Origin of the sequence: Pseudarthrobacter sp., from assembly GCF_036675385.1 — a bacterium.
Classification (GTDB): Bacteria; Actinomycetota; Actinomycetes; order Actinomycetales; family Micrococcaceae; genus Arthrobacter.
Genome location: NZ_JAKFFD010000217.1, coordinates 1 through 25224, shown reverse-complemented (window position 1 = coordinate 25224; position 25224 = coordinate 1). Strand labels below are relative to the sequence as shown.

At 64.5% G+C, this 25224-nt stretch carries 19 protein-coding genes, 1 tRNA gene and 1 pseudogene; 4 read left to right on the top strand and 17 right to left on the bottom strand.

Translation table 11 applies throughout. From position 1 onward, the window contains the following. The 4 genes and pseudogenes from V6M49_RS17935 to V6M49_RS17920 all read right to left on the bottom strand — a co-directional run. Nucleotides 1–144: pseudogene (locus V6M49_RS17935) on the bottom strand (HAD family hydrolase); the annotation flags it as partial. Further along, nucleotides 144–1658 (bottom strand): glutamate--tRNA ligase, encoded by a 1515-nt coding sequence (gene gltX, locus V6M49_RS17930; protein ID WP_332762456.1) that lies wholly within the window; start codon nt 1656–1658, stop codon nt 144–146. The gene gltX and the pseudogene V6M49_RS17935, both read right to left, overlap by 1 nt. Before the next feature lie 20 nt (nt 1659–1678). Then, complete coding sequence (locus tag V6M49_RS17925; RefSeq protein WP_141140909.1) at nt 1679–2455, bottom strand: fumarylacetoacetate hydrolase family protein; 777 nt, start codon at nt 2453–2455, stop codon at nt 1679–1681. Between the two features lie 55 nt (nt 2456–2510). After that, nucleotides 2511–3308, bottom strand: a complete 798-nt coding sequence (locus V6M49_RS17920) for an MBL fold metallo-hydrolase (protein ID WP_332762454.1) — start codon at nt 3306–3308, stop codon at nt 2511–2513. A gap of 99 nt (nt 3309–3407) precedes the next feature. On the opposite strand from V6M49_RS17920, the gene V6M49_RS17915 reads away from it, so the two are divergent. Beyond that, nucleotides 3408–4010, top strand: coding sequence for a hypothetical protein (locus V6M49_RS17915; RefSeq protein ID WP_332762452.1), 603 nt, complete (start codon nt 3408–3410; stop codon nt 4008–4010). A 101-nt stretch (nt 4011–4111) separates the two neighbouring features. On the opposite strand, the gene V6M49_RS17910 is transcribed toward V6M49_RS17915, so the two are convergent. The 12 genes from V6M49_RS17910 to ilvD form a co-directional block, all read right to left on the bottom strand. Further along, nucleotides 4112–5224 carry a branched-chain amino acid aminotransferase gene (locus V6M49_RS17910; protein ID WP_104061296.1) on the bottom strand — a complete coding sequence of 371 codons (1113 nt, stop codon included), beginning with the start codon at nt 5222–5224 and terminating at the stop codon, nt 4112–4114. Between the two features lie 111 nt (nt 5225–5335). After that, nucleotides 5336–6388 (bottom strand): 3-isopropylmalate dehydrogenase, encoded by a 1053-nt coding sequence (locus V6M49_RS17905; protein ID WP_056349215.1) that lies wholly within the window; start codon nt 6386–6388, stop codon nt 5336–5338. Nucleotides 6389–6431: 43 nt separating this feature from the next. Continuing rightward, a complete protein-coding gene (locus V6M49_RS17900) occupies nt 6432–7112 on the bottom strand; it encodes a class F sortase (protein ID WP_332762451.1) in 681 nt (226 codons plus the stop codon). Between the two features lie 115 nt (nt 7113–7227). Continuing rightward, a complete protein-coding gene (locus tag V6M49_RS17895; RefSeq protein ID WP_332762450.1) occupies nt 7228–8055 on the bottom strand; it encodes a hypothetical protein in 828 nt (275 codons plus the stop codon). A 270-nt stretch (nt 8056–8325) separates the two neighbouring features. Beyond that, on the bottom strand, nt 8326–9885 hold the full coding sequence (metG, locus tag V6M49_RS17890; RefSeq protein ID WP_332762449.1) for a methionine--tRNA ligase: 1560 nt from the start codon (nt 9883–9885) through the stop codon (nt 8326–8328). A 34-nt stretch (nt 9886–9919) separates the two neighbouring features. Beyond that, nucleotides 9920–10675, bottom strand: coding sequence for an ABC transporter ATP-binding protein (locus V6M49_RS17885; RefSeq protein ID WP_056349225.1), 756 nt, complete (start codon nt 10673–10675; stop codon nt 9920–9922). Continuing rightward, complete coding sequence (locus tag V6M49_RS17880) at nt 10672–13467, bottom strand: ABC transporter permease (protein WP_332762448.1); 2796 nt, start codon at nt 13465–13467, stop codon at nt 10672–10674. The genes V6M49_RS17885 and V6M49_RS17880 overlap by 4 nt, the downstream gene beginning before the upstream one ends. A 204-nt stretch (nt 13468–13671) precedes the next feature. Beyond that, on the bottom strand, nt 13672–15261 hold the full coding sequence (gene serA / locus V6M49_RS17875) for a phosphoglycerate dehydrogenase (protein WP_056349234.1): 1590 nt from the start codon (nt 15259–15261) through the stop codon (nt 13672–13674). 124 nt (nt 15262–15385) lie between these two features. Continuing rightward, complete coding sequence (ilvC, locus tag V6M49_RS17870) at nt 15386–16411, bottom strand: ketol-acid reductoisomerase (protein ID WP_141140916.1); 1026 nt, start codon at nt 16409–16411, stop codon at nt 15386–15388. A 100-nt stretch (nt 16412–16511) separates the two neighbouring features. Next, the gene (ilvN, locus tag V6M49_RS17865) at nt 16512–17024 is read right to left on the bottom strand and encodes an acetolactate synthase small subunit (protein ID WP_028271611.1); all 513 of its coding nucleotides are present in this window, start codon (nt 17022–17024) and stop codon (nt 16512–16514) included. 2 nt (nt 17025–17026) lie between these two features. Next, nucleotides 17027–18934: an acetolactate synthase large subunit gene (locus V6M49_RS17860; RefSeq protein WP_104061224.1), complete on the bottom strand. Its 1908-nt coding sequence runs from the start codon at nt 18932–18934 to the stop codon at nt 17027–17029. Nucleotides 18935–19314: 380 nt separating this feature from the next. Further along, nucleotides 19315–21036, bottom strand: a complete 1722-nt coding sequence (gene ilvD / locus V6M49_RS17855) for a dihydroxy-acid dehydratase (protein ID WP_141140917.1) — start codon at nt 21034–21036, stop codon at nt 19315–19317. A 208-nt stretch (nt 21037–21244) separates the two neighbouring features. Here ilvD and V6M49_RS17850 point away from each other — a divergent pair, with 208 nt between their 5' ends. The 3 genes from V6M49_RS17850 to V6M49_RS17840 all read left to right on the top strand — a co-directional run bounded on the left by V6M49_RS17850 (nt 21245) and on the right by V6M49_RS17840 (nt 23645). After that, the gene (locus V6M49_RS17850) at nt 21245–22312 is read left to right on the top strand and encodes a sunset domain-containing protein (RefSeq protein WP_332762442.1); all 1068 of its coding nucleotides are present in this window, start codon (nt 21245–21247) and stop codon (nt 22310–22312) included. Then, complete coding sequence (locus V6M49_RS17845) at nt 22266–23453, top strand: PQQ-dependent sugar dehydrogenase (protein WP_332762440.1); 1188 nt, start codon at nt 22266–22268, stop codon at nt 23451–23453. The genes V6M49_RS17850 and V6M49_RS17845 overlap by 47 nt, the downstream gene beginning before the upstream one ends. Before the next feature lie 116 nt (nt 23454–23569). Further along, nucleotides 23570–23645: transfer RNA gene (locus tag V6M49_RS17840), tRNA-Lys, on the top strand. Between the two features lie 97 nt (nt 23646–23742). Here V6M49_RS17840 and V6M49_RS17835 read toward each other — a convergent pair. Further along, nucleotides 23743–25224 (bottom strand): family 16 glycosylhydrolase (locus V6M49_RS17835; protein WP_332762438.1); only part of this gene is annotated, 1482 nt, incomplete at its 5' end.

The window sequence follows — 25224 nt, the reverse complement described above, 5'->3', positions numbered from 1 at the left end:
GAGGTGCTCGCTGACCTCACGCAGGGCGGTGGTCATGGCGTATTCGAGGTCCACCAGGGTGTCGTCGATGTCGAAGAGGACGCCCCGGATGGACCCGAAGCGTGTGCTCAGGGCTCCGTCAGCCGTGGTGCCGGTGGCAGACATCAGCCGCGGAAGGTGCGGAGCCGGCTCAGGGACGAGTCCTTGCCCAGGATCACCATGGATTCGAAGAGCGGCGGCGAGATCCGGCGCCCGGAGATGGCCGTGCGGACCGGACCGAAGGCCAGCCGCGGCTTCAGGCCGAGGTCCTCCACGAGTGCCTGCTTCAGGGCCGTCTGGATCTCCTCCGGGTTCCAGTCCTGAATGGGCTCAAGGGCAGCAAGGGCGGCGTCGAGGACTTCGGTCAGGTTGGCGGGCAGGCCCTTAAGGGCGTCGTCTGCGACGTCGATCGCGTCGTCGGCCTTGAACAGGAAGGCAAGCATTTCCGGGGCCTCCCCCAGCAGGGTGATCCGCTCCTGGACGAGGGGTGCGGCCTCGGTGAGGATCTCCTCCTCCCGGTCCGTGAGGATCTCCCCTACCAGGTCCGCGGCCCGGAGGTACGGCACCAGGCGCGCACGGAAATCGGCCGCCTCAAGCAGCCGGACGTGCGTGCCGTTGATGGCCTCTGCCTTTTTCAGGTCAAAACGTGCCGGGTTGGCCAGCACGTCGTGGATGTCGAAGTGCTCCACGAGCTGCTTGACAGTGAAGATGTCCTCGTCGGCGCTCAGGGACCAGCCCAGGAGGGACAGGTAGTTCAGAAGGCCTTCGGGGATGAAGCCGCGTTCACGGTGCAGGAACAGGCTGGACTCGGGGTCGCGCTTGGAGAGCTTCTTGTTGCCCTGGCCCATGACGTAGGGAAGGTGGCCGAACTCGGGCATGTACTCGGCCACGCCGATGGCGTAGAGGGCGCGGTACAGGGCGATCTGGCGGGGCGTGGAGCTGAGCAGGTCTTCGCCGCGCAGCACGTGCGTGATTCCCATCAGGGCATCGTCCACCGGATTTACCAGCGTGTACAACGGCGCGCCGTTGGCGCGGACCACCGCGAAGTCCGGCACGGAGCCGGCCTTGAACGTGATCTCGCCGCGGACGAGGTCCTTGAACGTAAGGTCCTCGTCCGGCATCCGCAGGCGCAGCACGGCCTGGCGGCCTTCTGCCTTGTACTGGGCCAGCTGTTCCTCGGTGATGTGCCGGTCAAACCCGTCATAGCCCAGCTTGGGGTCGCGGGAAGCCGCACGGTGACGGGCTTCGATTTCAGCCGGTGTGGAGTAGGACTCGTAAATGTGGCCACCGGCCTTCAGCCGGGCGATGACATCCTGGTAGATGTCGCTGCGCTGGGACTGCCGGTACGGCTCGTGCGGGCCGCCCACCTCGACACCTTCGTCCCACGTGATGCCCAACCACTTCAGCGCATCCAACAGCTGGTGGTAGCTTTCCTCACTGTCCCGCGCCGAGTCCGTGTCCTCGATGCGGAAGACCAGGGTTCCCTTGGTGTGCCGGGCATAGGCCCAGTTGAACAGCGCCGTCCGGATCAGGCCCACGTGCGGGGTGCCCGTGGGTGAGGGGCAGAACCGCACCCGGACCGGGGTTTCGGCAGTGACGGACGGGATGGCGGCAGGGTTCAGCGCGGAGGCAGTAGTCATAGTGGTTCCAACTTTACCCGTCAGCGGCGGACCACCGGGTTGGACAGGCGGCCGATGCCCTCGATCTCCACGTCGTAGCGGTCCCCCGCGGTGACGAGGTCGACGCCGGCCGGGGTGCCGGTCATGATGACGTCCCCGGGGAGCAGGGTGAAGGCCCGGGACACGATGGAGACGATTTCCCGGACGCCGCGGATCATCTGGCTGGTGCTGCCGTCCTGGCGCAGTTCGCCGTTGAGCCAGCCCTTGATGGCCAGGTCTTCGGTGTCCAGCTCGGTCTCGATCCACGGTCCGAGGGGTGCCGACGTGTCGAAGCCCTTGGCCCTGGCCCACTGCAGGTCCGTTTTCTGGACATCGCGGGCGGTGAGGTCGTTGCCGCAGGTGTAGCCGAAGATGACGTCGTCGACACGGTCTTCCGGGACGTCCTTGCAGATACGGCCGATGACCACACACAGTTCGGCCTCGAATGAAACTTCATCGGAGAATTCCGGCAGCACAATGGGGTCGCCGGGGCCGATGACAGAGGTGTTCGGCTTCAGGAACAGGAGCGGCTGCTGCGGGACCTCATTGCCCAGCTCGGCGGCGTGCTCGGCGAAGTTGCGGCCCACGCCGATCACCTTGCTGCGGGGAATGATCGGGGCCAGGAGCCGGACGTCTTCAAGCTTGTGCTTGACGTGGGTGCGCTCCACCCCGTTGAAGAAGGGGTCACCGTTAATGACAGTGACTTCCTCACTGCCGGGCTCACCTTCAACAACGCCGTAGAGGGGATCAGAATCGACTACAAACCTGGCAATACGCATGGTGGCTAGCCTACCGTCTTGAGCGGCGGCACCTGCCCTGCGTCATGCCGTCCTGTCAGCCGCCGGGGTGCCCACGCAGGTATTCAAGTTGCGCGGCCACCGACATTTCGGCTGCCCGCCGGACGGAAGGTTCGACGTCGGCGTACACGTCGTCTGCCACGTCAACCACCGTCGCGTCCCCGCCTTGCCGGACCAGTGCTGCGCGGATCTGCGCCAGCCGCTCGTGCCGGTGCTCGCGGTAGGCACGGGCAATGGCCGCCAGGGAGGGAAGCACCGGCCCGTGGGCCGGCAGGACGGTGGCCGGGCCAAGTGCTTCGAGCCGGTCCAGGGACAGCAGGTAATCCCCCAGCCTGCCGTCCGGGTAGTCCAGCATGGTGGTGCCGCGGCCCAGGATGGTGTCGCCGGTCAGCACTGAGCCGTGCGGGCCGTCGTCGGGAAGGTGGAAGCAGGCGGAATCCGAGGTGTGGCCCGGCGTGGCCAGGACCCGGACCGCCACTCCCGCCGCCTGGATGGTTTCGCCGTCCTGCAGTGGCTCGCCGCCGCCGTGGCAGTGCCGGGGATCGGCGGCGCGGACCGGGGCGCCGGTGAGCTCATGGAGCCGCTGGGAGCCTGCCGTGTGGTCGGCGTGCCGGTGCGTCACGAGAATGAGTTCCACGGGGCCCACATCCGCGAGGCGGCGAAGGTGGCCCTCGTCCGCCGGACCCGGATCCACCACCACGGATGTACTGGCGCCGGGGGCGGAGACGACGTACGAATTGGTGCCGTCCAGGCTCATCGGCCCGGGGTTGGGTGCCAGGAAGAAAGCCGTCAGTGGGCTGGCAGCGACTGGAATGCCGCTCGAGGTGGAGTTCACTGCACCATCTTCGCATCAGGACGGCACGGAATAACCGCACCACCGGGGCGGGTTATGGCTGGTGAACCCACCGCCCAGAGAGAGCAGCCAGGCACCACCATGAGCACTTCACCCACCATCTCGCTGTCCGAACTGTTGTCCGGCGCCGACTCCGCGGGACACGACCATGCACTGACGGAGAAGAACAGCGGCCTGCAGCACATCCACAACCACGCGACCGGGGCCATCGTCTGGTTTCCCACGTGGCAGAAGTTCCGTGAGACCACCGACTGGCGCGAGGCGGTGGACGGTGTCGCCGAGGATTTCCGGTCACATATCGAAGACGTCGACGAATGGGCGGCCACGTTCCTGGCTGAAGATCTGGCCATACTCCTGGAGCGCGCTGCTGCCTCCGGCGACGCGAACGTCTTTGTCCAGGACAATCTCACGCACCACCTGACGCGGACCTGGGCTATTGCCGACGCCGTCGCCGAGGCAACAGGGAAGGACCTGCCCACCGGAGGCACCAAACAGACCATCTTTGCTGACTATCCCTATGACGTTTACGCCCAGGACGGCGGCGCCTTCGCCACAGCACTCTGGAACGACATCATCGATGCCCGCCGCAACCGCGCCCTGGCCGACGAAGCGGCACGGAAGGCCCTGAAGCCGGTCTCGCGCAAGGCCCTGAAGAACGCTGCCCGGAAGGCCACCCGCCGCTGAGGGTGCCTTGCAACAGCAACGCGGGGTCACTTAACGCCCATTCCGATGGAGATATCGGGCGTTAATTGACCCCGCATTGTAGTGGCCAGGGTTGCGGAGGCTTAGGCCAGGCGGGTCAGCCAGCCGTGGGTGTCCGGCACGGTTCCGGTCTGGATGCCCAGGAGCTGTTCGCGGATGGCCATGGTGGTCTCCCCCGCCTTCGCGTCCTCGGAGCCGATGAATTCGGTGGCGTCCTTCAGGACACCGATCGGGGTGATCACCGCTGCGGTGCCGCAGGCGAAGACCTCGGCGATCTCACCGGAGGCCACGCCGTCGCGCCATTCATCCAGGGTGATCTTGCGTTCGGTGACCTCGCGGCCCATGTCCTTGGCAACCTGGATAACGGACATCCTGGTGATTCCTTCCAGGATGGTTCCGGTGAGTGCAGGAGTCACGAGGGATCCGTCCTTCATCACAAAGAACACGTTCATGCCGCCGAGCTCTTCGACGGCGTTGTCGTTGAACTGGTCCAGGAAGAGGACCTGCTTGCAGCCGTTGGCCTCAGCCTCCTGCTGGGCGATGAGGGAGGCTGCGTAGTTGCCCCCGCATTTGGCGTCGCCTGTGCCACCGCGTCCGGCGCGGGCATACTCCCGCGAGATCCAGATGGACACGGGCTTGAGTTCGCCGCCGAAGTAGTTGCCGGCGGGCGATGCGATCACCCGGAAGGACACTTCCCGCGCTGCCCGGACACCCAGGAACGCCTCGGTGGCGATCATGAACGGGCGCAGGTACAGGGCCTCGCCGTCACCGGCGGGAACCCATTCCTTGTCCGCCTGCACCAGTTCCCGGATGGCGCCCAGGAAGTACTCCTGGGGCAGTTCCGGAAGCGCAAGGCGTCGTGCCGACTTGTTCAGGCGGGCCGCATTCGCCTCCGGACGGAAGGTCCAGATTGAGCCGTCAGCGTGGCGGTATGCCTTGAGGCCTTCGAAGATCTCCTGACCGTAGTGCAGCACCGCGGCAGACGGGTCCAGGGAGATGGGTCCGTAGGCCTCAACGCGCGCGTTGTGCCAGCCACCCTCGCCTTGCTCGTCGACGCTGTAGTCGACGACGGCGGTGTGGTCGGTGAAGTAGTTGCCAAATCCCGGGTTGGCCAGGATGGCTGCACGCTCTTCAGCTGACTTCGGGGTTGCCGAGAGCTGCTGGTTAAATTCGACGCCATGGGCGGTCTGAGTCATGGTTCCTCCACGATCGGCTGCCTTCTGAATGTGGTTCAGCACTGAACCGCAGGGCAGCATTTGGTGATTCGAAACTAGCTTACGCCGGTTAACCGAGTCTCAAGAGCAGGCCTAGAGCGCTGCGGCGATGGCGTCCCCGACGGCGCTGGTACTGCGGGCGCCGCCGTCGCGGGTTTCGACGTCGGCGATCACCGCAGCTTCGATCCTGCGGGCCGCGGCGGTGTAGCCGAGGTGGTCCAGCAGGAGCACCGCCGACAGGATGGCCGCGGTGGGATCTGCCTTCTGCTGTCCGGCGATGTCCGGGGCCGAACCGTGGACCGGTTCAAACATGGACGGGGCGGTGCGGTCCATGTTGATGTTGCCCGACGCCGCCAGCCCGATGCCGCCGGTGATGGCTGCAGCGAGGTCAGTGAGGATGTCGCCGAAGAGGTTGTCGGTGACAATGACATCGAAGCGCGAGGGGTCTGTGACCATAAAGATGGTGGCCGCATCAACATGCAGGTAATCGTGGGTGACCTCGGGGAATTCCTGGGCCACCGCCTCGACGGTGCGCTTCCACAGGTGGCCGGCGTAGACCAGGACGTTGTGCTTGTGCACCAGGGTCACATGCTTGCGTTCCCGGGCGCTGGCGCGGCGGAAGGCATCGCGGACAACGCGTTCCACGCCATACGCCGTGTTCAGTGAGACCTCGGTGGCCACCTCGTGGGGCGTGCCGGTGCGAAGCGAGCCGCCGTTGCCCACATATGGACCCTCGGTTCCCTCACGGACGACGATAAAATCGATGGTGCCGGGATTGGCCAGCGGGCTCCCGACTGTTCCGTACAGCCGTGACGGCCGCAGGTTGACGTAGTGGTCCAGGCTGAAGCGGAGCTTGAGCAGCATCTCCCGCTCGATGATGCCGGACGGAATCCGGGTGTCGCCGGGGGCGGCACCGACAGCACCGAAGAGGATCGCGTCCCGTGTACGCAGGTCGGCGAGGACCTCATCCGGAAGGGTCTCGCCGGTGGCCAGCCAGTGCTCGGCACCGAGCTGGTAGTGGGTCTGCTCGAGGACAACGCCTTCAGCGGCGACAGCCTTCTCGAGGACTTTCAGTGCCTCGGCAATGACCTCTGGGCCAATGCCGTCACCGGGAATGACAGCGAGATTGATCGTGGATGCGCTCATGCTCCAAGAATATTAAGATGATCCGCATGCCGGTCAATCAGTCTCATTTGCTGAGACGAAGGGCTGGGTCCTCCGGTGAGGCCACCACCACCACGTTGGTGCCCCAGGCATCACCTGTGTAGCAGGAAATCAGGACCAGCCTGTTGGGTGCCACCTGCCAGATGGGGCTGTCTTTAAGGCCGGACTTGACGTAGGTAGTCACGGAGTCCACCAGGTAGGCCACTTCGCCCGTGGCCGTGGCCACGGTCAGCCTGTCACCTGCCGCCGCCTTGGTACTCAGCCGGTTGAACGGCGCATCCCGGTCCGTCCAGCTGTGCCCGGCGATGTACGTGGTATTGACCGAGCCCGCGCCGGGGGCACCGTAAGGCGACAGCCAGTAGCCGTCCATGGTGGGGGGCGGCACGATGGTCTGGGTGGCTTGGTCCTCGCCCGTGGGTTCGAGCGGATGGACCACCACATCGATGTCTGCGGCCGGGTACACCAGCCGCTGCGGCGGCGACGCTGCCGGACCCGCCGGGACCGGGGCGCCGGTGTCCGTGGAGGGCGTGGGGGTGGACGGCGCTGGGGCCTGGGTGGTCGGCTGCACAGCAACCGCGGTCACGGTCGGCGAAGCCCCCGGCCCGGCCAAGAAGGGGAGAAACGCGAACGCCAGGTAGGCCAGCACGCCGCAAAGCACCACGAAGACGATGCTTTTGGTGGTGAAGAGCCTTCGATCGCTGTCCATGGTTACCCCGCTTGTGAGTCGGATTTGCCTGGTTTGCCGGCAGGCGCCGTGCCCTTGCGGCCACGGCGCCTGCCGGTGATTCAAACAGCGCCCCTGCGGGCGCCAGTAGCCGGCGTCATTCCTTCCGGGGCCGGGATACGGTACCGCTGGCTGCCAGGGTCCTGCGGGCAGCCACTCCCGCTGCAGCGAGCATCATCACGACGATGCCAGCGGCCCAGGGGGCGATGGAAACGTCAGTCGAACCTGCCACTGCAGTCTGGACATTGAAGCCAGGGTTGTTGGCGGCTACGGCACCTTGACCCGCCGGCGCACCCACAACAGCACCTCTGGGAGTTTCGCCCGGCGTCACCGGAGTAACAGCAGGCGGGACTACCGGAGGAACAACAGGCGGCACTACTGGCGGCACGGTCGTGAGAATGCAGTTGTTGTAGTAAGTTGCCTGCCCCTGAGCCGTCCAGTTCTGGCCTGCAGGCAGCACCTTGCCGTTGTTCGGCGGGATGATGTCTTCAGTGTGCTGGTGGTTGGCATTGGCGTGGCCGTTGAGCCCCTGCAGGGCGATCGTAATGGGATTGTAAGGGTTCGTGTCCGAGCCCGTGGCGTGGCAGATGGTGATCTTGTGATCGCCGTTGCCGTTACCATTGCCGTTACCCTCGCCTGGTGCGGCGCAGCCTGCATTCCAGATGCTGGCCTTGTCAAGGTTCTGGCCTCCGGGTAGGACTTTCCCGTCGTTGGCCGGAATGATGTCCTCATGGTGCTGGTGGCCCACGTGGGCGTTGAGCGCGTTGAGGCTGATGGTCACCGGGCTGTAGGGATTGCTTTCCGAGCCGGTGGCGTGGCAAATGGTGATCTTTTTCTCGTCCTCAGAAGGCGTCGCTGTGGCCGGCGCTGTGGCACCCAATAGCGCAAGACCCGCGACACCAAAAGCGGCAAGGATCCGTTTCATTTCCGTCTCCATCCATTGTCTGGTCCAAACTGATCAGACAAGTGGAAGAACGGCGCCAACCCCGACACGGAGGGCTAAAGGCAAACGGACAGCATCGGGGGCGACGGTTCTCCCAGATGCGAATCATCAGTTTGCTAACCAGATAAGGCTAGACAGACGGGCACCAGGATGTCTCCAGTACTCAGTACCCGCCTTACAAGGCGGGCCCTACTGACCGGCCCCGGAACCGTACTCAGTCCGCGTACCAGCAAGTAGCCAGCAGGGACATACCTAGGCTTCGGCCGGTTCCTCATACTTGGGGAAGACGGGCGCCGGAGCCGGCAGCGGAGTTCCGGCGACAATAGGTGTGGTGAGCGCGGAGAACTGGCGGGATCCGCCGTCGGGCTGTCCCAAGGTGTCCAACAGCGCGGCCGTGGCCGTGGGCATCACTGGCTGGGCCAGGATAGCCACGATGCGCAGTACTTCCAGCGTCACATACAGCACGGTGTTCATGCGTTCGACGTCGGTCTTCCGCAGTACCCAGGGAGCCTGCTCGGCAAAGTAGGCGTTGGTGTCCCCCAGGACGCCCCAGATGGCCTCGAGTGCGCGGCTGAATTCCTGCTTTTCGAAGGCGGTCCGGGCAGTCTCCAGGAGCCCGTTGGCCTGTGCCAGGATCGCGGTATCTTCAGCCGTGAACGCACCCGGAACCGGAACCCGGCCCTCGCAGTTCTTGGCCACCATGGACAGCGATCGCTGCGCCAGGTTGCCGAAGTTGTTGGCCAGGTCCGAGTTCATGCGGCCCACGATGGCCTCATGGTTGTAGCTGCCGTCGGCGCCGAACGGGACCTCTCGGAGGAAGAAGAACCGTACCTGGTCCAGCCCGTACTGCGCCACGAAGTCTGCCGGTGCCACCACGTTGCCGAGCGACTTGGACATCTTCACACCGTTGTTGTGCAGGAAGCCGTGGATCATGACGCGCTTGGGCAGCTCAAGGCCGGCACTCATCAGGAACGCCGGCCAGTAGATGGCGTGGAACCGTGAGATGTCCTTGCCGATCACATGCACATCGGCGGGCCAGAACTTCTTGAAGGACTCCGAATCGACGTCCGGGTAGCCGACGCCGGTCAGGTAGTTGGTGAGCGCGTCCACCCAGACGTACATCACATGCTTGTCGTTGCCGGGGACGGGGACACCCCAGTCGAACGTGGTGCGGCTGATCGACAGGTCTTCGAGGCCGCGCTTGACGAAGCTGATGACCTCGTTGAAGCGGGACTGCGGTGCCCCGAACTCCGGCTGGGCCTCGTACAGCGCCAGCAGGCGGTCCTGGTAGGAGGACAGCCGGAAGAAGTAGCTCTCCTCAGCGGTCCACGTCACCTCGGTGTCCGTCTCCTTGGAGTACCGCACGCCGTCGTCCTTGACCAGGGTGTCGTCCTCCACGTAGAAGGCCTCGTCCCGGACGGAGTACCAGCCCTCGTACTTGGACAGGTAGATATCGCCGTTGGCTTCCATCTTCTTCCAGATGGCCTGCGACGCGGCGTAGTGGTCAGCGTCCGTGGTCCGGATGAAGCGGTCGTAGGTGATCCCCAGCGCGGCGTGGGCAGACTTGTAGATTTCCGCGTTGCGGTCCACCAGCTCCTTGGGCGTGAGGCCTTCCTTCTCCGCCGCCTGCGCAATCTTCATGCCGTGCTCATCCGTGCCCGTCAGGAACATCACGTCAAAGCCGTCAAGCCGCTTGAAGCGCGCCATGGCGTCGGTGGCGATGTACTCGTAGGCATGTCCGATGTGCGGAACACCGTTCGGGTAGGTGATGGCCGTGGTGATGTAGAACGGGGTTTTGGCTGTTGCGCTCACGTGCGGACGTTACCTTTGGTGCGAAGGGGCAGGGCTAGATCAGTTCAGTCAGCGTATCGCTCAGGCGGACCAGTTCGTGGTCGTGTGAAGCGACCAGTACCGCGATGCCGTCCGAGGTGGTGTCCTTGAGGATGCTGATGATGCGGTTGGCGGAGGCCCTGTCCAGGCTGGCCGTGGGCTCATCAACCACCAGGACGCGCGTTCCCAGGATCAGGGCGCGGGCGATCGCCACACGCTGGCGTTCACCACCGGACAGCTGGGCCGGACGGTGCCGCATCCGGCGGCCCAGGCCCACCAGGTCCAGGAGGTCCTTGGCCATGTCGCGGCGCTGGTCCACCTCGCCGTCGGGCACGGCCGGCAGGAGGACGTTCTCGAGGGCGCTCATGCCGTCGATCAGGGCGCCGCCCTGATCGACGTAACCGATCAGGGCCCGACGGCGGTCGGCGATTTCGTCGTCGCCCATGCTTTCAAGGGAATCCCCTTCCCAGAAGACACGGCCCGACGTCGGCAGGGTCAGTCCCGCCCCCACTGTCAGGATGCTGGTCTTGCCGGATCCGCTTCGGCCGGCCACGCAGTGCATCTCGCCGGCGTGCAGTGTGAGGTCGAAGTTCTCCACAACACTGACGGCTTCGGCACCGCTTTTACCGCCGCCATAGCGGATGGTGATGTCGCTCAGTTCCAGCGGGGTCCCGTGGTCCGCGGCCTTGACGATGGTGTTGGCACGGGTCTGCAGGGGCGACTCAGCCGAGCCGGACCTCCGGCTCCGGTAAACGTTCGTCTCGTTTGTCATTGGACCACTTTCGTTGCAATCGGTATCCAGCAAAGTACAGCCACGAGGCCGGCGACGCCGGCCCATAGCGCGGCATACGGGGCAAGGAGGAGCCCGATGCCCAGCGCGCCCAGGACGCCCAGCGGCAGGGCCACCGTGCCCACCAGCGCGTTTTCGAAAAGACGGACCTGGCGGAGCATGTCCGGGTTCCAGCCCATGGCCTCAAGGATGCCCAGGTACTGGCGCTTGGCGTTCAGCTCAAACCGGCCGGTGACCAGTGTCAGGACCAGCCCCACGGCGACGCCGGCGAGTGCCAGGAGCATACTGGGCATCGCCACGCTTGCTGCGGCCAGGCCGCTGAGGGCGCTCGCTCCGGCAGCACGGGGGATGTCGATGAGCAAGGCAACCAGCCCGCCCACCGCGGCTCCGAACACGCCGACTGCGACGGCCAGGGACAGGGTGTTGAACTTGTTCGTGCTGAGCTGCCGGTTGGCAAAGGTCAACGGGGAGTCCACCGGGATCAGCCGCTCGTCGTGCTGCGGTTCCTGGTCCACCTCATCACGGTGGCGCAGCTGTTGGGCGGCGAAGAAGGCCGCTGCCGCATACAGGACCAGGACGGAGGCTGAGACGATGGCTGTGGTCACGCTCCAGCTCACCAGGCTCAGGATGATCCCGGCTACCGCGAGCAGCGCGGCGCCGACACCGAATTCCTCAAGCACCCAGTTCCTGATGCGCACCTGGGTCCAGCCCATGGCCCGGAGGGTCCCGGCTTCACGTTTGCGTTTGCGGATGTAGCTGACGGTGGAGGCGCCGGTCAACAGCGCGGCTCCGCACAGCGTCAGGAAGAGCAGTGTCACGTTGGTCCCGGTGAGGGAGCCGGAGACTGCGTCCGCTGCATTCTGCCGGACCCAGGACTGCTGGACAGTGCCCAGCGCTGACTCCTTGCCGGCGTCGTCCTTGGAGTATCCGGGGACAAAAATGCTGGCGTCCTCACGGGCGGAACCGGCCACAACAGTAGCCTCAAGACCCATTTCGCGGATCTCGCTGGCCAGCTTTTCGACGTCGGGCTGGGCTTCCTTCCAGCTTCCGGGGGCCTTGGCCCGGACACGTACGGCATCGATCACGGCGGCGTTGTCCTTGTAGCCGCGTGCTGCGGCCAGGCCGTAGAAGTCGGTGATGGCACCGGCCGACTGGCTCGCCAGACCGGTGGCACTGAGTGAAGGCTTGAGTTCGGTGTCGGTGACCGTCTTGCCTTCGGCGTCCTTGGTGAGGGTAAGCGGAGTGGGGTCGTAGCCACCCAGGGGAAGGCGGTTGACGTCGCCGGCGGCCTTCTCGACAGCCGCGGGGTCGAAGGTCCCATAGACCATGGCCAGCGGAGCCGCGAGCTTTTCCCCTGTTGCCAGGTCTTCCCGGTAGGAACGTTCATCCACGGGCTCACGCTGGGTCTGGTCCACCGGGGCGCCGTTGGCGCCCTTCTCCGGCAGGCGGTTTACGGTGACCCAGTCGCGGGGAACGGCGGTCTTCTGGACCGCACCATTGGCCGCGGCGTCGCCGTCCGTGTACTTCGGAGCGGCAGCGAAGTCGGTGCTCCACGTGGCCGGAGTGTAGAGGCCCTGGTTGAAGTTGCCGGCGCTGCCGAGGAGACCGGAGTGGTCGGTGGAGCCGGGCCAGGACAGAGCGAACGGGTCCTTGGACACAAACGGCAGGTAGTCCTTACCGAGGGAACGCGTGGCGGTGCCGACGTCCTTGACAACCTTGCCCGCGGCGTCGATCTCCTCGATCTTCACGTTGTACTTAAGGTCCAGGGACGTACCGGAACGGACAACCAGGGGAATGGCCTGCGAGTCCGCGGTCAGCTGTCCGCTGCGCTTCGCCTGCTGGTACTGCGTCATCAGGGGTGCCCAGTACTTGAGCTTGACACCGAGGAAGTCAGGGCCCTCGTTGAGCTCCTCCAGGCTGATGCCGTTGGTGAAGAGGCTTTCGAAGTGCCGGCCGATGGCTCCGGCGTTCCGCGCGTCAGCGGGCGGGGCCTTCTCCAGCGGGGCGAGGAAGTCGCCTGCCGAGCCGAGCAGTGCGCGCTCGGAGACGGGGTCGACGGCGACGACGGACTCGGTCACTTCGGGAGACAGGGGCAGTGACACCGAAAGGTTGAACAGGTTATGTTCGGAGCCACCGGCTGGTGCGGGGAATTTGATGCCCGTCTCGCCTGCTGGTGGTGCGATCCGGATGCTGGTGCCACCGGCCGTCTGCTCCTCGACGAGTTTGGCCTTACCCAGGCTGCCCTCGGCCGTGGACTTGAACAGGGTCTGCTCGGAGACACCGTCGGAGCTGACGGCGCTGGCGGTCAGGCGGTACTTCTTGGCAGTGTCGCTCAGGACGGACTCGGCAGCAGGCCATTTGCTGGGATCTGTGGCGCCGGCGGCCTGGTCCGTGGTCGCTGTGCCTGCCAGCCCGGAGTTGTAGCCAAGGTAGTCCATGGCGTCGAGCCGTGGCGCTTCCAAGTTCTGCGTCACGCGGGACACCAGGCTGATGGGGGCCGCCACGGACGTTCCGGAAAGCTTCCGGATGCTCTCGAGCTGGTCAAAGCCGATGCCTCCGCCACCGTTGGCGATCTCCGGCTGCATCAGCGCCCCGGAGCCTGCCTTGGCTTGGACCAGGACGTCGTAGAGACCCCGCGAGTTCTCATCCACCGTTCGGTTGAGTGCGGCCTGCGACTGGCCTTGGACGAGGACCGACAAGCACATGGCTGCGATCAAGATGGCCGCGGTCAGCAGCAGCACTTTGCTTCTGATGAACCTCTGGACGGCGTTCATTGGGCTCCCTGAAACCTGGATTGCGTGCGCACACCGGGATCCGCAGGCGGCGGATATATAGGATTTCCTGCCTGGTGTGCAAAAAGTATTGGCCGGTCTGCCGGCGTGGTCCTGAAACAGGACCTAGCCATTGTAAGCAGACCGGCCAATCATACGTGGCCGACGTTAAGGTTCGGTCACGCGTAGTTGATGGCGGTGCAGTTCTTAGTCCTCGAGGTCCACTTCGCGGACCATTTCGGCGCCGATGCCTGCCTTGATGGCGTCAAGCACCTGCTGCGGAACGGAACTGTCGATGGTCAGCAGTGCCAGAACCTGGCCGCCTTCCGCCTGCCGTGCCACCTGCATGCCGGCAATGTTGATGTTGTTCATGCCCAGGATGTGTCCGATGGTTCCGATCACACCCGGCCGGTCGGCGTAGGCCACCACTACAAGGTGCTCGCTGATGGGGATCTCAACGTCGTAGCCGTTGACGCCGACGAGCTTCTGGATCTGCTTCGGACCCGTGAGCGTACCTGCCACGGAGATCTGGCTGCCGTCGCTCAAAGCACCCCGGATGGTGAGGACGTTGCGGTAGTCCTCCGCTTCCGCCGTCGTGATGAGGCGGACGTTGATGCCGCGCTGTTCGGCGATGACCGGGGCGTTGACGTACGAAACCTGCTCGGTCACCACATCGGCAAAGATGCCCTTGAGCGCGGCAAGTTCCAGGACCTTGACGTCCAGCGCCGCGATCTCGCCGGCCACCTCGACGTCGATCTGCGTCAGGGAGGCGTGGGTCAGCGCGGTGAAGATCCGGCCCAGCTTTTCGATCAGCGGGATGCCCGGACGGACATCGGAGGCGATCACGCCGCCGGCCACGTTCACGGCATCCGGTACGAGTTCGCCGGCCAGCGCCAAACGCACGGACTTGGCAACCGAGACGCCTGCCTTCTCCTGGGCTTCATCGGTGGATGCGCCCAGGTGCGGGGTGACCACCACGTTGTCCAGGGCGAAGAAGGGAAGGTCCGTGCTGGGTTCCTTGACGAAGACGTCCACGGCCGCGCCGGCGATCTGGCGGTCCTGCAGGGCTGCGTAGAGCGCCTCTTCGTCCACGAGGCCGCCACGGGCCACGTTGACCACGTAGGCGGTGGACTTCATCTTGGTGAACGCGTCGGCGCCGAGCATGCCGACGGTTTCCGGCGTCTTGGGCATGTGGATGGTGACGAAGTCCGACTGGCTCAGCAGTTCATCGAGGGTGACGAGCTTGACGCCGAGCTGCGCGGCGCGGGCCGAGGTGATGTACGGATCGTAGGCGAGGATTTCGGTGTCGAAGCCCTGGAGGCGTGCGGCAACGAGGGCGCCGATGCGGCCGAGGCCGATGATGCCGATCTTCTTCTCGAAGAGTTCGATGCCGGTGTACTTGGAGCGCTTCCATTCACCGTTTTTCAGCGCGGAGCTGGCCTGCGGGATGTGGCGTGCGAGGCTCAGGATGTGGCCCACGGTCAGTTCCGCTGCCGAGATGATGTTCGACGTCGGGGCGTTGACCACCATCACGCCGGCCTGTGTGGCGGCTTTAATGTCAACGTTGTCCAGGCCAACGCCGGCGCGGGCGATGACCTTGAGGTTCTTCGCGGCGGCAATGGCTTCGGCGTCCAGGTGGGTGGCGGAGCGGACCAGGATGGCGTCCACGTCCGCGATGGCGGCGAGCAGCTGGGACCGGTCGGAGCCGTCAGTCTGGCGGATCTCGAAGTCCGGGCCGAGGGCCTCGATGGTGGCGGGCGAAAGTTCTTCGGCGAGCAGTACTACGGGTTTTGACACGAGTGATCCTCTGCGTTGCAGTCCTTGGGATGGAACAAGTCTAGGCGGACGGAAAGGCCGGGCTCACATTGTTAAGTGAACCCGGCCTCATGATGGCACCCCGAAGGGCACCGGCACAGCAGACTTAGCGGGCTGCGGAGCCGTCTACGTAGTCCTCGTCCGTCTGCTGCCAGGCGAACAGGGAGCGCAGCTCGCGGCCAACGGCCTCGATCGGGTGCTGCTCAGCCTTGGCACGCAGGGCCATGAACTCGGCGCCGCCGTTGTCCTGGTCGTCAATGAAGCGCTTGGCGAAGGCACCACTCTGGATGTCGCCGAGGACAGCCTGCATGTTTTCCTTCACCGCGGGGGTAATGACGCGCGGGCCGGAGACGTAGTCGCCGTACTCTGCGGTGTCGGAAACGCTCCAGCGCTGCTTGGCGATGCCGCCTTCCCACATGAGGTCAACGATGAGCTTGAGCTCGTGAAGCACCTCGAAGTAGGCGATCTCCGGCTGGTAGCCGGCCTCGGTCAGAGTCTCGAAGCCGTACTGGACCAGCTGGGAAACGCCGCCGCACAGGACAGCCTGCTCGCCGAAGAGGTCGGTTTCGGTCTCTTCGGTGAAGGTGGTCTTGATGACGCCGGCGCGGGTGCCGCCGATGGCCTTGGCGTAGGACTTGGCCAGGTCCCAGGCTGCGCCGGAGGCGTCCTGCTCCACGGCGATGATGTCCGGGATGCCACGGCCGGCTTCGAATTCGCGGCGCACGGTGTGGCCCGGAGCCTTCGGAGCGATCAGGATGACGTCAACGCCCTCAGGTGCCTCGATGTAGCCGAAGCGGATGTTGAAGCCGTGGGCGAAGGCAAGTGCCTTGCCGGGGGTCAGCTTGTCCTTGATGGACTCGTTGTAGATCGAGCGCTGGTGCTGGTCCGGTGCCAGGATCATGATGACGTCGGCCCATTCGGCGGCGTCGGCAACGGTCAGGGCTTTGAAGCCTGCTTCTTCGGCCTTGGCGATCGACTTCGAGCCTTCCTTGAGGGCGATGACTACCTCGACGCCGGAGTCGCGCAGGTTCAGCGCGTGGGCGTGGCCCTGGGAGCCATAGCCAACAATGGCGACCTTGCGACCCTGGATGATCGACAGGTCGGCGTCGTCGTCGTAGAACATTTCAGTCACTTGGGTAACTCCTCTTGAGCGTTTTTCACTGGGTAATTAGTCTGGGGTGTTGCGGTACTGCACGGGCATTGCGCCGCAGGTGGGGCCGGGCCCCGCCTTACTAAGCGCTGCGCAAAGCCCTGTCACTCATGGAGCGGGATCCCCGTCCAACGGCCAGGGTGCCGGACTGCACAATTTCGCGGATGCCGAAGGGCTCGAGCACTGAGAGCAGCGCCGTGAGCTTTTCGGGGTGGCCTGTTGCTTCAATGACCACGGAGTCTGTGGAGACGTCAACCACTGAAGCACGGAACAGGTCTGCAGCCTGGGTCACCTGCAGACGAGTCGCGGCATCCGCACGTACCTTGACCAGGATGTGGTCTCGCTGTACGGAAGATTCGGAGGTCAGCTCAACAATCTTGATCACGTTGACCAGCTTGTTGAGCTGCTTGGTGACCTGTTCAATGAGGTCACCGTCGGCGTCGACGACGACGGTCATCCGGGACATGCCCGGAACTTCAGTCGGGCCCACGGCCAGGGAGTTGATGTTAAAGGCGCGTCGGGCGAACAGGCTCGCGACGCGGGTCAGCACACCGGGCTTGTCTTCAACCAGAACGGACAATGTGTGGCGGGTCATGTTCAGTCCTCCTCTTCCCATTCCGGGGTCATGTTGCGGGCAACCTGGATCTGGTCGTTGCTCACGCCGGCGGGCACCATCGGCCACACCATGGAGTCGGGGCTCACGACGAAGTCGATAACCACGGGGCGGTCATTGATTTCGAGGGCCTTCTGGATAGTGGCATCAATATCCTCGTCCCGCTCGCAGCGGAAGGAAGCGCAGCCGTAGGCCTCCCCCAGCTTGACGAAGTCCGGGATCCGCACGGTTTCGTGGCCGGTGTTGAGGTCCGTGTTGGAGTAGCGGCCCTCGTAGAACAGGGTCTGCCACTGGCGGACCATACCCAGAGAGGAGTTGTTGATGATGGCAACCTTGATAGGGATCTTGTTGATGGCGCAGGTGGCCAGTTCCTGGTTGGTCATCTGGAAGCAGCCGTCGCCGTCGATGGCCCAGACTACACGGTCCGGCTCCCCCACCTTGGCGCCCATGGCAGCCGGTACGGCATAGCCCATGGTGCCGGCGCCACCTGAGTTCAGCCAGGCGTGCGGACGCTCGTACTTGATGAACTGCGCGGCCCACATCTGGTGCTGGCCAACGCCGGCAACGTAGATGCCTTCGGGGCCGGTCAGCGCGCCGATGCGTTCGATGACGCGCTGCGGGGCGCTGAGCCCGTCCTCCGGCTCGGTCCAGCCCAGCGGGTAGGTTTCCTTAAGGTTGTTAAGGAACGCCCACCAGGTGGTGAGGTCCGGCGTGCCGGCGGATTCGAACTGTGAACGGACAGCCTCGGTGAGCTCGGGGATGATTTCCTTGACGGATCCCACGATCGGCACGTCGGCGGTGCGGTTCTTGGAGATTTCGGCGGGGTCAATATCCGCGTGGATCACCTTGGCGTTCGGTGCGAAGGACTTCAGGATACCGGTCACCCGGTCATCGAAGCGTGCTCCAAGCGTGATGAGCAGGTCGGACTGCTGCAGCGCCGTGACAGCGGAAACGGTCCCGTGCATACCCGGCATGCCCACGTGCTGCGGGTGGGAATCGGGGAACACACCGCGCGCCATCAGGGTAGTGACAACGGGCGCGCCCGTGAGTTCCGCCAGTTCGCGGAGTTCCTTGGAGGCGTGAGCCTTGACCACGCCGCCGCCCACGTAGAGCACCGGCTTGGTGGCCGCAGCGATCAGCTTGGCTGCTTCGCGGACCTGCTTGTTGTGGCCGCGCGTCACCGGGCGGTAGCCGGGGAGGTCGATCTTCGGCGGCCACGAGAAGGTCATCTGACCCTGCTGGGCGTCCTTTGCGACATCCACGAGGACCGGGCCGGGACGTCCGGACGAGGCCAGGTGGAAGGCCTCCGCCATAACGTGCGGGATGTCGTTGGGGTCGGTCACCAGGAACGAATGCTTGGTGATCGGCATGGTGATGCCAACAATGTCGGCTTCCTGGAACGCGTCGGTGCCGATCACACCGCTGGATACCTGGCCGGTTATGGCCACCATCGGCACCGAATCCATGTGGGCATCCATGATGGCCGTAACGAGGTTGGTGGCACCGGGTCCCGAGGTGGCGATACAGACGCCCACCCGGCCGGTAACCATGGCATAGCCTTGCGCGGCGTGGCCGGCTCCCTGTTCGTGACGGACCAGTATGTGATTCATGCTGGAGGCCATCAAGGGGTCATAGGTAGGCAGGATCGCGCCACCAGGCAAACCAAAAATATCGTCGACGCCGAGTTCTTCGAGCGATCGGACAATAGCTTGCGAGCCGGTCATCACCGTTGGGGGTACAACGTTGTTCGGCCCAAGGACAGGAGAGACAGCGGCAAGATCAGCGACGACGGCGGCCTGGTCAGCCGTTCGGTCGGCGCGTTCCGGAGCCTTGGGGGCTCCAGCGGACTTATTAGCCATCAGCGAGGGGCTGATCGGCGATCCTTTGCTCATCGGACTCTTCCTTGTGGATCATCTGTGTACTCGGAAATGCGGAAATAAAAAAACCCCTCAGCCTTGCGGCTTTTCGAGGGGTTGCGCGTGACGGTTCGTTACCAGTCGGGCTAGTGGGCCACGCGCTTGGTAAGGACGACGGCTGCATCTGCAGCGGCGCAGCTGGTAACGAATGCGATCATGCGTTCAGTTTTCCCTCTGTGTGAGATACATGTCAACGAGGACTGTGCGCATCTCACAGTGTGGACACCATTGTCCACTGGTTGGCCACATTCCCCCAACTGGGTCGCAGTAACTGTCGTTATGAGCGCTCATAACGACAGTTACTGCTACCTAGTTGGGCTCAACCAAGCGGCCGGAGGTTGAGGAACGAAACCGTGCTACCCGCAGTATGCGCCCGTGGAGGCGCTGTGGACCAGCTTGGCGTACTTGGCGAGCACACCCTTGGTGAACTTGGCCGGGAGGGGCTCCCAGCCGATCTTGCGGGATTCGAGCTCGGCCTCATCAACCAGCAGGTCGAAGCTGCGGGCCGCGATGTCCACGCGGATCCGGTCCCCGTCCTTGACGAAGGCGATGGGGCCGCCGTCGACAGCTTCCGGTGCCACGTGGCCGATGCAGAGGCCGGTGGTTCCGCCGGAGAAGCGGCCGTCAGTGAGGAGCAGGACGTCCTTGCCCAGCCCGGCGCCCTTGATGGCGCCCGTGATGGCGAGCATCTCGCGCATGCCGGGGCCGCCCTTGGGGCCTTCGTAGCGGATGACTACAACGTCGCCAGCCTTGATCAGGCCCTCATCCAGGGCGGCCAGGGCACCCTGCTCGCGCTCGAAGACGCGGGCGGTGCCCTCGAAGACGTCGGCGTCGAAGCCGGCACTCTTCACCACAGCACCCTCGGGCGCCATGGTGCCGTGCAGGATGGTGATGCCGCCGGTCTTGTGGATCGGGTTGTCCATGGCGCGGAGGATCTTGCCGTCCAGGTCCGGCGGGTTAATCGCGGCGAGGTTCTCGGCCACGGTCTTGCCCGTGACGGTGAGGCAGTCGCCGTGCAGCAGGCCGGCGTCGAGCAGTGCGCGCATGATGACCGGCACGCCGCCGATCTTGTCCACATCCGTCATGACGTAGCGGCCGAACGGCTTCAGGTCACCCAGGTGCGGGATCTTGTCGCCGATGCGGTTGAAGTCCTCCAGGTTCAGCTCGACTTCAGCTTCGCGGGCGATGGCCAGGAGGTGCAGGACGGCGTTGGTGGAGCCACCGAATGCCATGGTCACGGCGATGGCGTTTTCGAACGCCTTCTTGGTCATGATGTCCCGGGCGGTGATGCCAAGGCGGAGCAGGTTGACCACTGCCTCGCCGGACTTGCGGGCAAAATCATCACGACGGCGGTCTGCCGAGGGCGGGGCGGCGGAGCCGGGGAGGGACATGCCCAGGGCTTCGCCGATGCAGGCCATGGTGTTGGCGGTGTACATCCCACCGCAGGCGCCTTCGCCGGGGCAGATGGCCTTTTCAATACGCGTCAGGTCTTCGAGGCTCATCTTGCCGGCGGCACAGGCCCCGACGGCTTCGAAGGCGTCAATCAGGGTGACTTCCTTTTCGGAGCCGTCCTCAAGCTTGACCCAGCCCGGCATGATGGAGCCGGCGTACAGGAACACACTGGCCAGGTCCAGGCGGGCGGCAGCCATCAGCATGCCGGGGAGGGACTTGTCGCAGCCGGCCAGGAGGACCGAGCCGTCAATGCGCTCGGCCTGCATGACGGTTTCGACGGAGTCGGCGATGACCTCACGGGAAACGAGGGAGAAGTGCATGCCTTCGTGGCCCATGGAGATGCCGTCAGAGACGGAGATAGTGCCGAACTGCATGGGGAAACCGCCGCCTGCGTGGACACCTTCCTTGGCGCCCTGGGCCAGCCGGTTCAGGGAGAGGTTGCAAGGAGTGATTTCATTCCAGGAACTCGCAACACCGATCTGGGGCTTCGCGAAGTCGTCATCGCCCATGCCGACGGCGCGGAACATACCGCGCGCGGGGGCGGCATGGATCCCGTCGGTGACGACCCGGCTGCGGGGTTTGATGTCGATCTTGTTCTCGGTTGCTGTTTGGGTGTCCTCACTCATGGGTCAAAGTCTATGACTCGGATCGGGACGCCAACGACCCGAACAGCCCGTTTGGCCGATTTTCAGGAATATTTCGATCAAATGGTGGACTCTCGTCTCAAATTCTGAGATGGGCCCCTGCTGGCCTGCCGGAACCTAGACAGTCCCGTTGGCGCCGACGTACCGTCAGGGAACGGCAACCATGCCATCCGGACTGAAGGGCCCTGCTATGGATTTTGTCTTCTGGATTATCCTCATTGTGCTGATCGTGGGCGTTGTGTGGTGGCTGCTGAACCGCAGCAGTTCCTCGAACACCGGCGACTCCACGCCGATCCGGACGGACGGCGGCCTCGCCGGCGGAAGCGCAGCCGCCTCGGCGGAAGCTGCGGGCACGGCAGGCATCCCCGGCGCTGCGGGCTTCGGCGCTTCTGAGCCGACACCACCGACGACGGCCGACGAGGCGCCCGATCGGTCCAGCACGGCAGAATCCCAAGAAGCCGGCGCTGGGCACAAGGACGGCGGTGAAGAAGCCAGCGTTGAAAAAGACACCAGCGTCGGGCAGCACATCATCGCCGAACCCGACGTTGCCGGTTCCGCTGTTACTGCTGGTGCCGCAGATACCGCTGGTGCCACAGACACTGCTGGTCCCGCAGAAACCGCTGCAGCTGATGCACCGGAACGCCCGTCCGCCGAAGAACTGCTATCCCCCGAGCCGGCTGGCTCTGGGGAACCCGGCCGACCTGAGCAGCCGGCTGGGCAAGAGAAGCCGGCTCGCCCGGAGTCGCTAGCAGCCCAGGAACCTGGCAGCACGGAGAGTGTGAGCCGGCAGGCAGACGAAGCCGAGTGGGAAACCCAGTGGTCAGAGGCAAGTGCACCAGCCCCATCCGCCGCCAGCCACCGGCCGGCCGACGAAGCTTCCACCGTAATTGCCGACACCCCAATGTCCGAAGCGCCACCGGCCCAGGGCGCCGGATTTGTGCATCATCCGGAATACACGGAGCCCCATGCACCCACGCTGCCCGGCGCAGAAACGGCCGCTGCGGAAGCCGAAGCCGCTGATACACCAGAACCGACCGGGCATCTCGCCGCGGACCAGCCCTACGGCGCAGGTTCCGCGTCGCCCGGCCCGGATGGAAGCGGTCCGGCGGATTTCGAGGTCAAGGCCGACGCCGGAGCGATGGTCTATTACGAGGAGGGGCATCCGGACTATGAGCAGACGAAAGCCGACGTCTGGTTTGAGTCGGCGGCCCATGCGGAAGCTGCCGGCTTCCGCGCCCCCCGGCGGACGCGTATCTGACCGGACGCAGGCGCACTTTCGGGCCTTCGCGGCGGCCAAGCCCACTGCGGGCGCCTTCGCAGTGTGCCTGGCCGTGCTGCTGTCGGGCTGCACGGGGGACGCCAACGATGCCCCCACCGGCAGTATCACAGGAACCGGGACCAGCACAGGCAACGGGATCGGGACCGGCCCTGGTAACGCCACGCCACCGGAGGTTGTGGCACGGCTCGATCTCCAGCTTGACATTCCCTGGGCCGCGGTATTCCTGCCGAACGGAACCGCCGTCGTCTCCGAGCGTGACTCTGCGCTGCTGAAAGCTGTCCGTGATGGCAGGGCGACCACCATCGGCCAGGTCCCCGGCGTGGCTCCTGGCGGTGAGGGAGGCTTGCTGGGACTAGCCCTCTCCCCCGGCTTTCCGTCCGACAACTACCTTTACCTGTACTTCACCTCGGCACAGGACAACCGCATCGCCCGGCTGAAGCTGACGGAACAGCCTGACGGATCCCTGGACCTTGGCGACCCCGAGGTGGTCTTTTCCGGAATCCCGAAGGCATCAACCCACAATGGCGGCCGGATCCGCTTCGGCCCGGACGGGTTCCTGTACGTGGGCACAGGCGACTCCCAGCGCCGCGAACAGCCACAGGACCGCAACGCTCTGGGCGGGAAGATCCTGCGGCTGACTCCGGAGGGTGTCCCCGCGCCTGGCAACCCTTTTGGCAATGCCGTGTACAGCCTGGGGCACCGAAACGTCCAAGGACTGGCGTGGGACAGCGCCGGCCGGCTCTGGTCCAGCGAGTTCGGCCCGGACGTCAACGACGAGCTCAACCTCATCGAGCCAGGAGCCAACTACGGCTGGCCCGCAGTAACCGGCGCACCGCACCGGGACGGGTACCGCGACGCGAAAGTGGTGTGGCCTTCGACGGCGGACTCCTCACCCAGCGGCCTGGAAATTGCCGGGTCGACCGCCTACCTCGGCGCCCTGCGCGGGCAACGCCTCTGGACGGTGTCCCTGTCCGGCGAGGAGGCAAGCGCTCCTGTGGCCTATTTCACACGCGAATACGGCAGGATCCGGGACGTCATCCGGACTCCCGACGGCGGCTTCTGGCTGCTGACCAACAACAAAAACCCTGATTTTGTGCTGGTTCTTGCCCCTCCCGGCTGAGCGCGGGGAGCATCGGGGCCTCGATTTCACATGGGTCGGAAGTTCGTGTAGAGTTTCATGTCGTTGCGGAGATCAACCGGGAAAGAAAAAGCCCGGAAGGTCACCACATAAGAGATGCACCTCTAGCTCAATTGGCAGAGCAATTGACTCTTAATCAATGGGTTCCGGGTTCAAGTCCCGGGGGGTGCACCAAAGAAACCCCGTCTTCACTGGCCATAAGCCGTGAAGACGGGGTTTCCTTTTGTCCCTCGATCGCTGTGGGGCATTTGCGGTGATCGGAACCGAGGTATTAGCCATGGCTTCGAGACCCGCTGTCAGTCTGCATTCCGCCAGAAACGGGACGGAATTCCCACGTATAAGAGCCGTCAGCCTTGAGGCTCATCCGTAGGTGACCCCATGTGTCGCTAAACTTCCGCTGCACATAAGAGGGGCTGCTGGTGAACGCCCGGAGGCCGATTCCACCAGTGGACACCTGAAATTGTTGCATCCCGTCCGCAACGCACTGGTCCTCGTTGTTTATCGGGCAGGTCCGCTCATAATTGTGCTGTGAGCCGGACAGCAACACACGAACGCGGTTCGCCCAGAAGACGTCAATCCACGGCTTCGCCTTGGAGAAGCGGGTATGGCTCGATGTGCTGCTGGTGAAATACGGATCATGATACATAACCGCCAGATGCCTTCCAGCGGCCTTTGCCGCTTTCAGGTTGGCATCCATCTCCGAGGTCATCGCTTGCGCCCGCGTAGCGTTATAACGCCATGTGGCCGTAGGCGCTACAAGAATGTGCCAGTTGCCCTTGTCGAACGAATACCAATCAAGAGCGTCTTGGAACCGTACAACATCGGAGCTGGTCGCGCTCTTCACCGTGGAAACGCACTGCCCATCCATGTACCGGTCAACGTCATCATTCTTGCCGGGTTCAACATCATGATTCGGGCCAGCGATCCAGTACGTCTTGGCCTTAGCCGGACCCCACAACTGGTCGTAAGCCTCGAGCGCGGTACAGGTGCCATCGTCATACTGGAAATCGCCCAGCGCAAGGAAGTTGTCCAGCGAACCGTCGTTGAGACCGGCGATGATGCTAGCCGCGTTCTTACCACTGTGCGACGTGGCCGACGTGTTACCCGCAGGGTTTATGTCCCCGGTGGCGGCGAACTCAAACGACTCATCGGATGGCGGCGGCAGGGCAGCGGGAGTTGGATCGCCAGCCGCATAGACGCGAACCCAATCCACCCGCATCTCTCCAGCGCCGTTATCAGTGCTGTCTGGGAACCAGTCCAGTTGCAGCGTCTGGTGCATCGGTCCAGGAGGCTGGTGCGCCGGGTCGTTGTCCTCAAACCACTTCACACCATCGACGTAGCCGACGATCCCATTCGGAGACCAGTCAACCGCGTAGTTGTGGAACTGACTAACGTCCAGAGCCTTGGCCGCCGACGTCAACAAGTTCGAACATCCATCGCGGTGGAGGAAGAACTTGATGACGTTCCAGTCACCCATCGTCTCGGCGTAGTTAACTTCGCCGTCACACGGCCAATTCCCACTATCCGGCCACAGGAGCGACACCATGTGGTACTCATTGTCACCCGAACCCGCCGCGCGAACCTCCCACCGGCCGTACTTCTGGCGCCCAAACTTCGCGCTCATTCCAGCGGTGGTGCCGTCCGGTGTTCCAGTCATGACCATTTTGGAACCGTCTACCGTGACCTGCTGGGGACTCCGAATGCCATTCCCGTCGTGCCCGGCACTGTTGTACACGGACCACTTCGCGGCGTC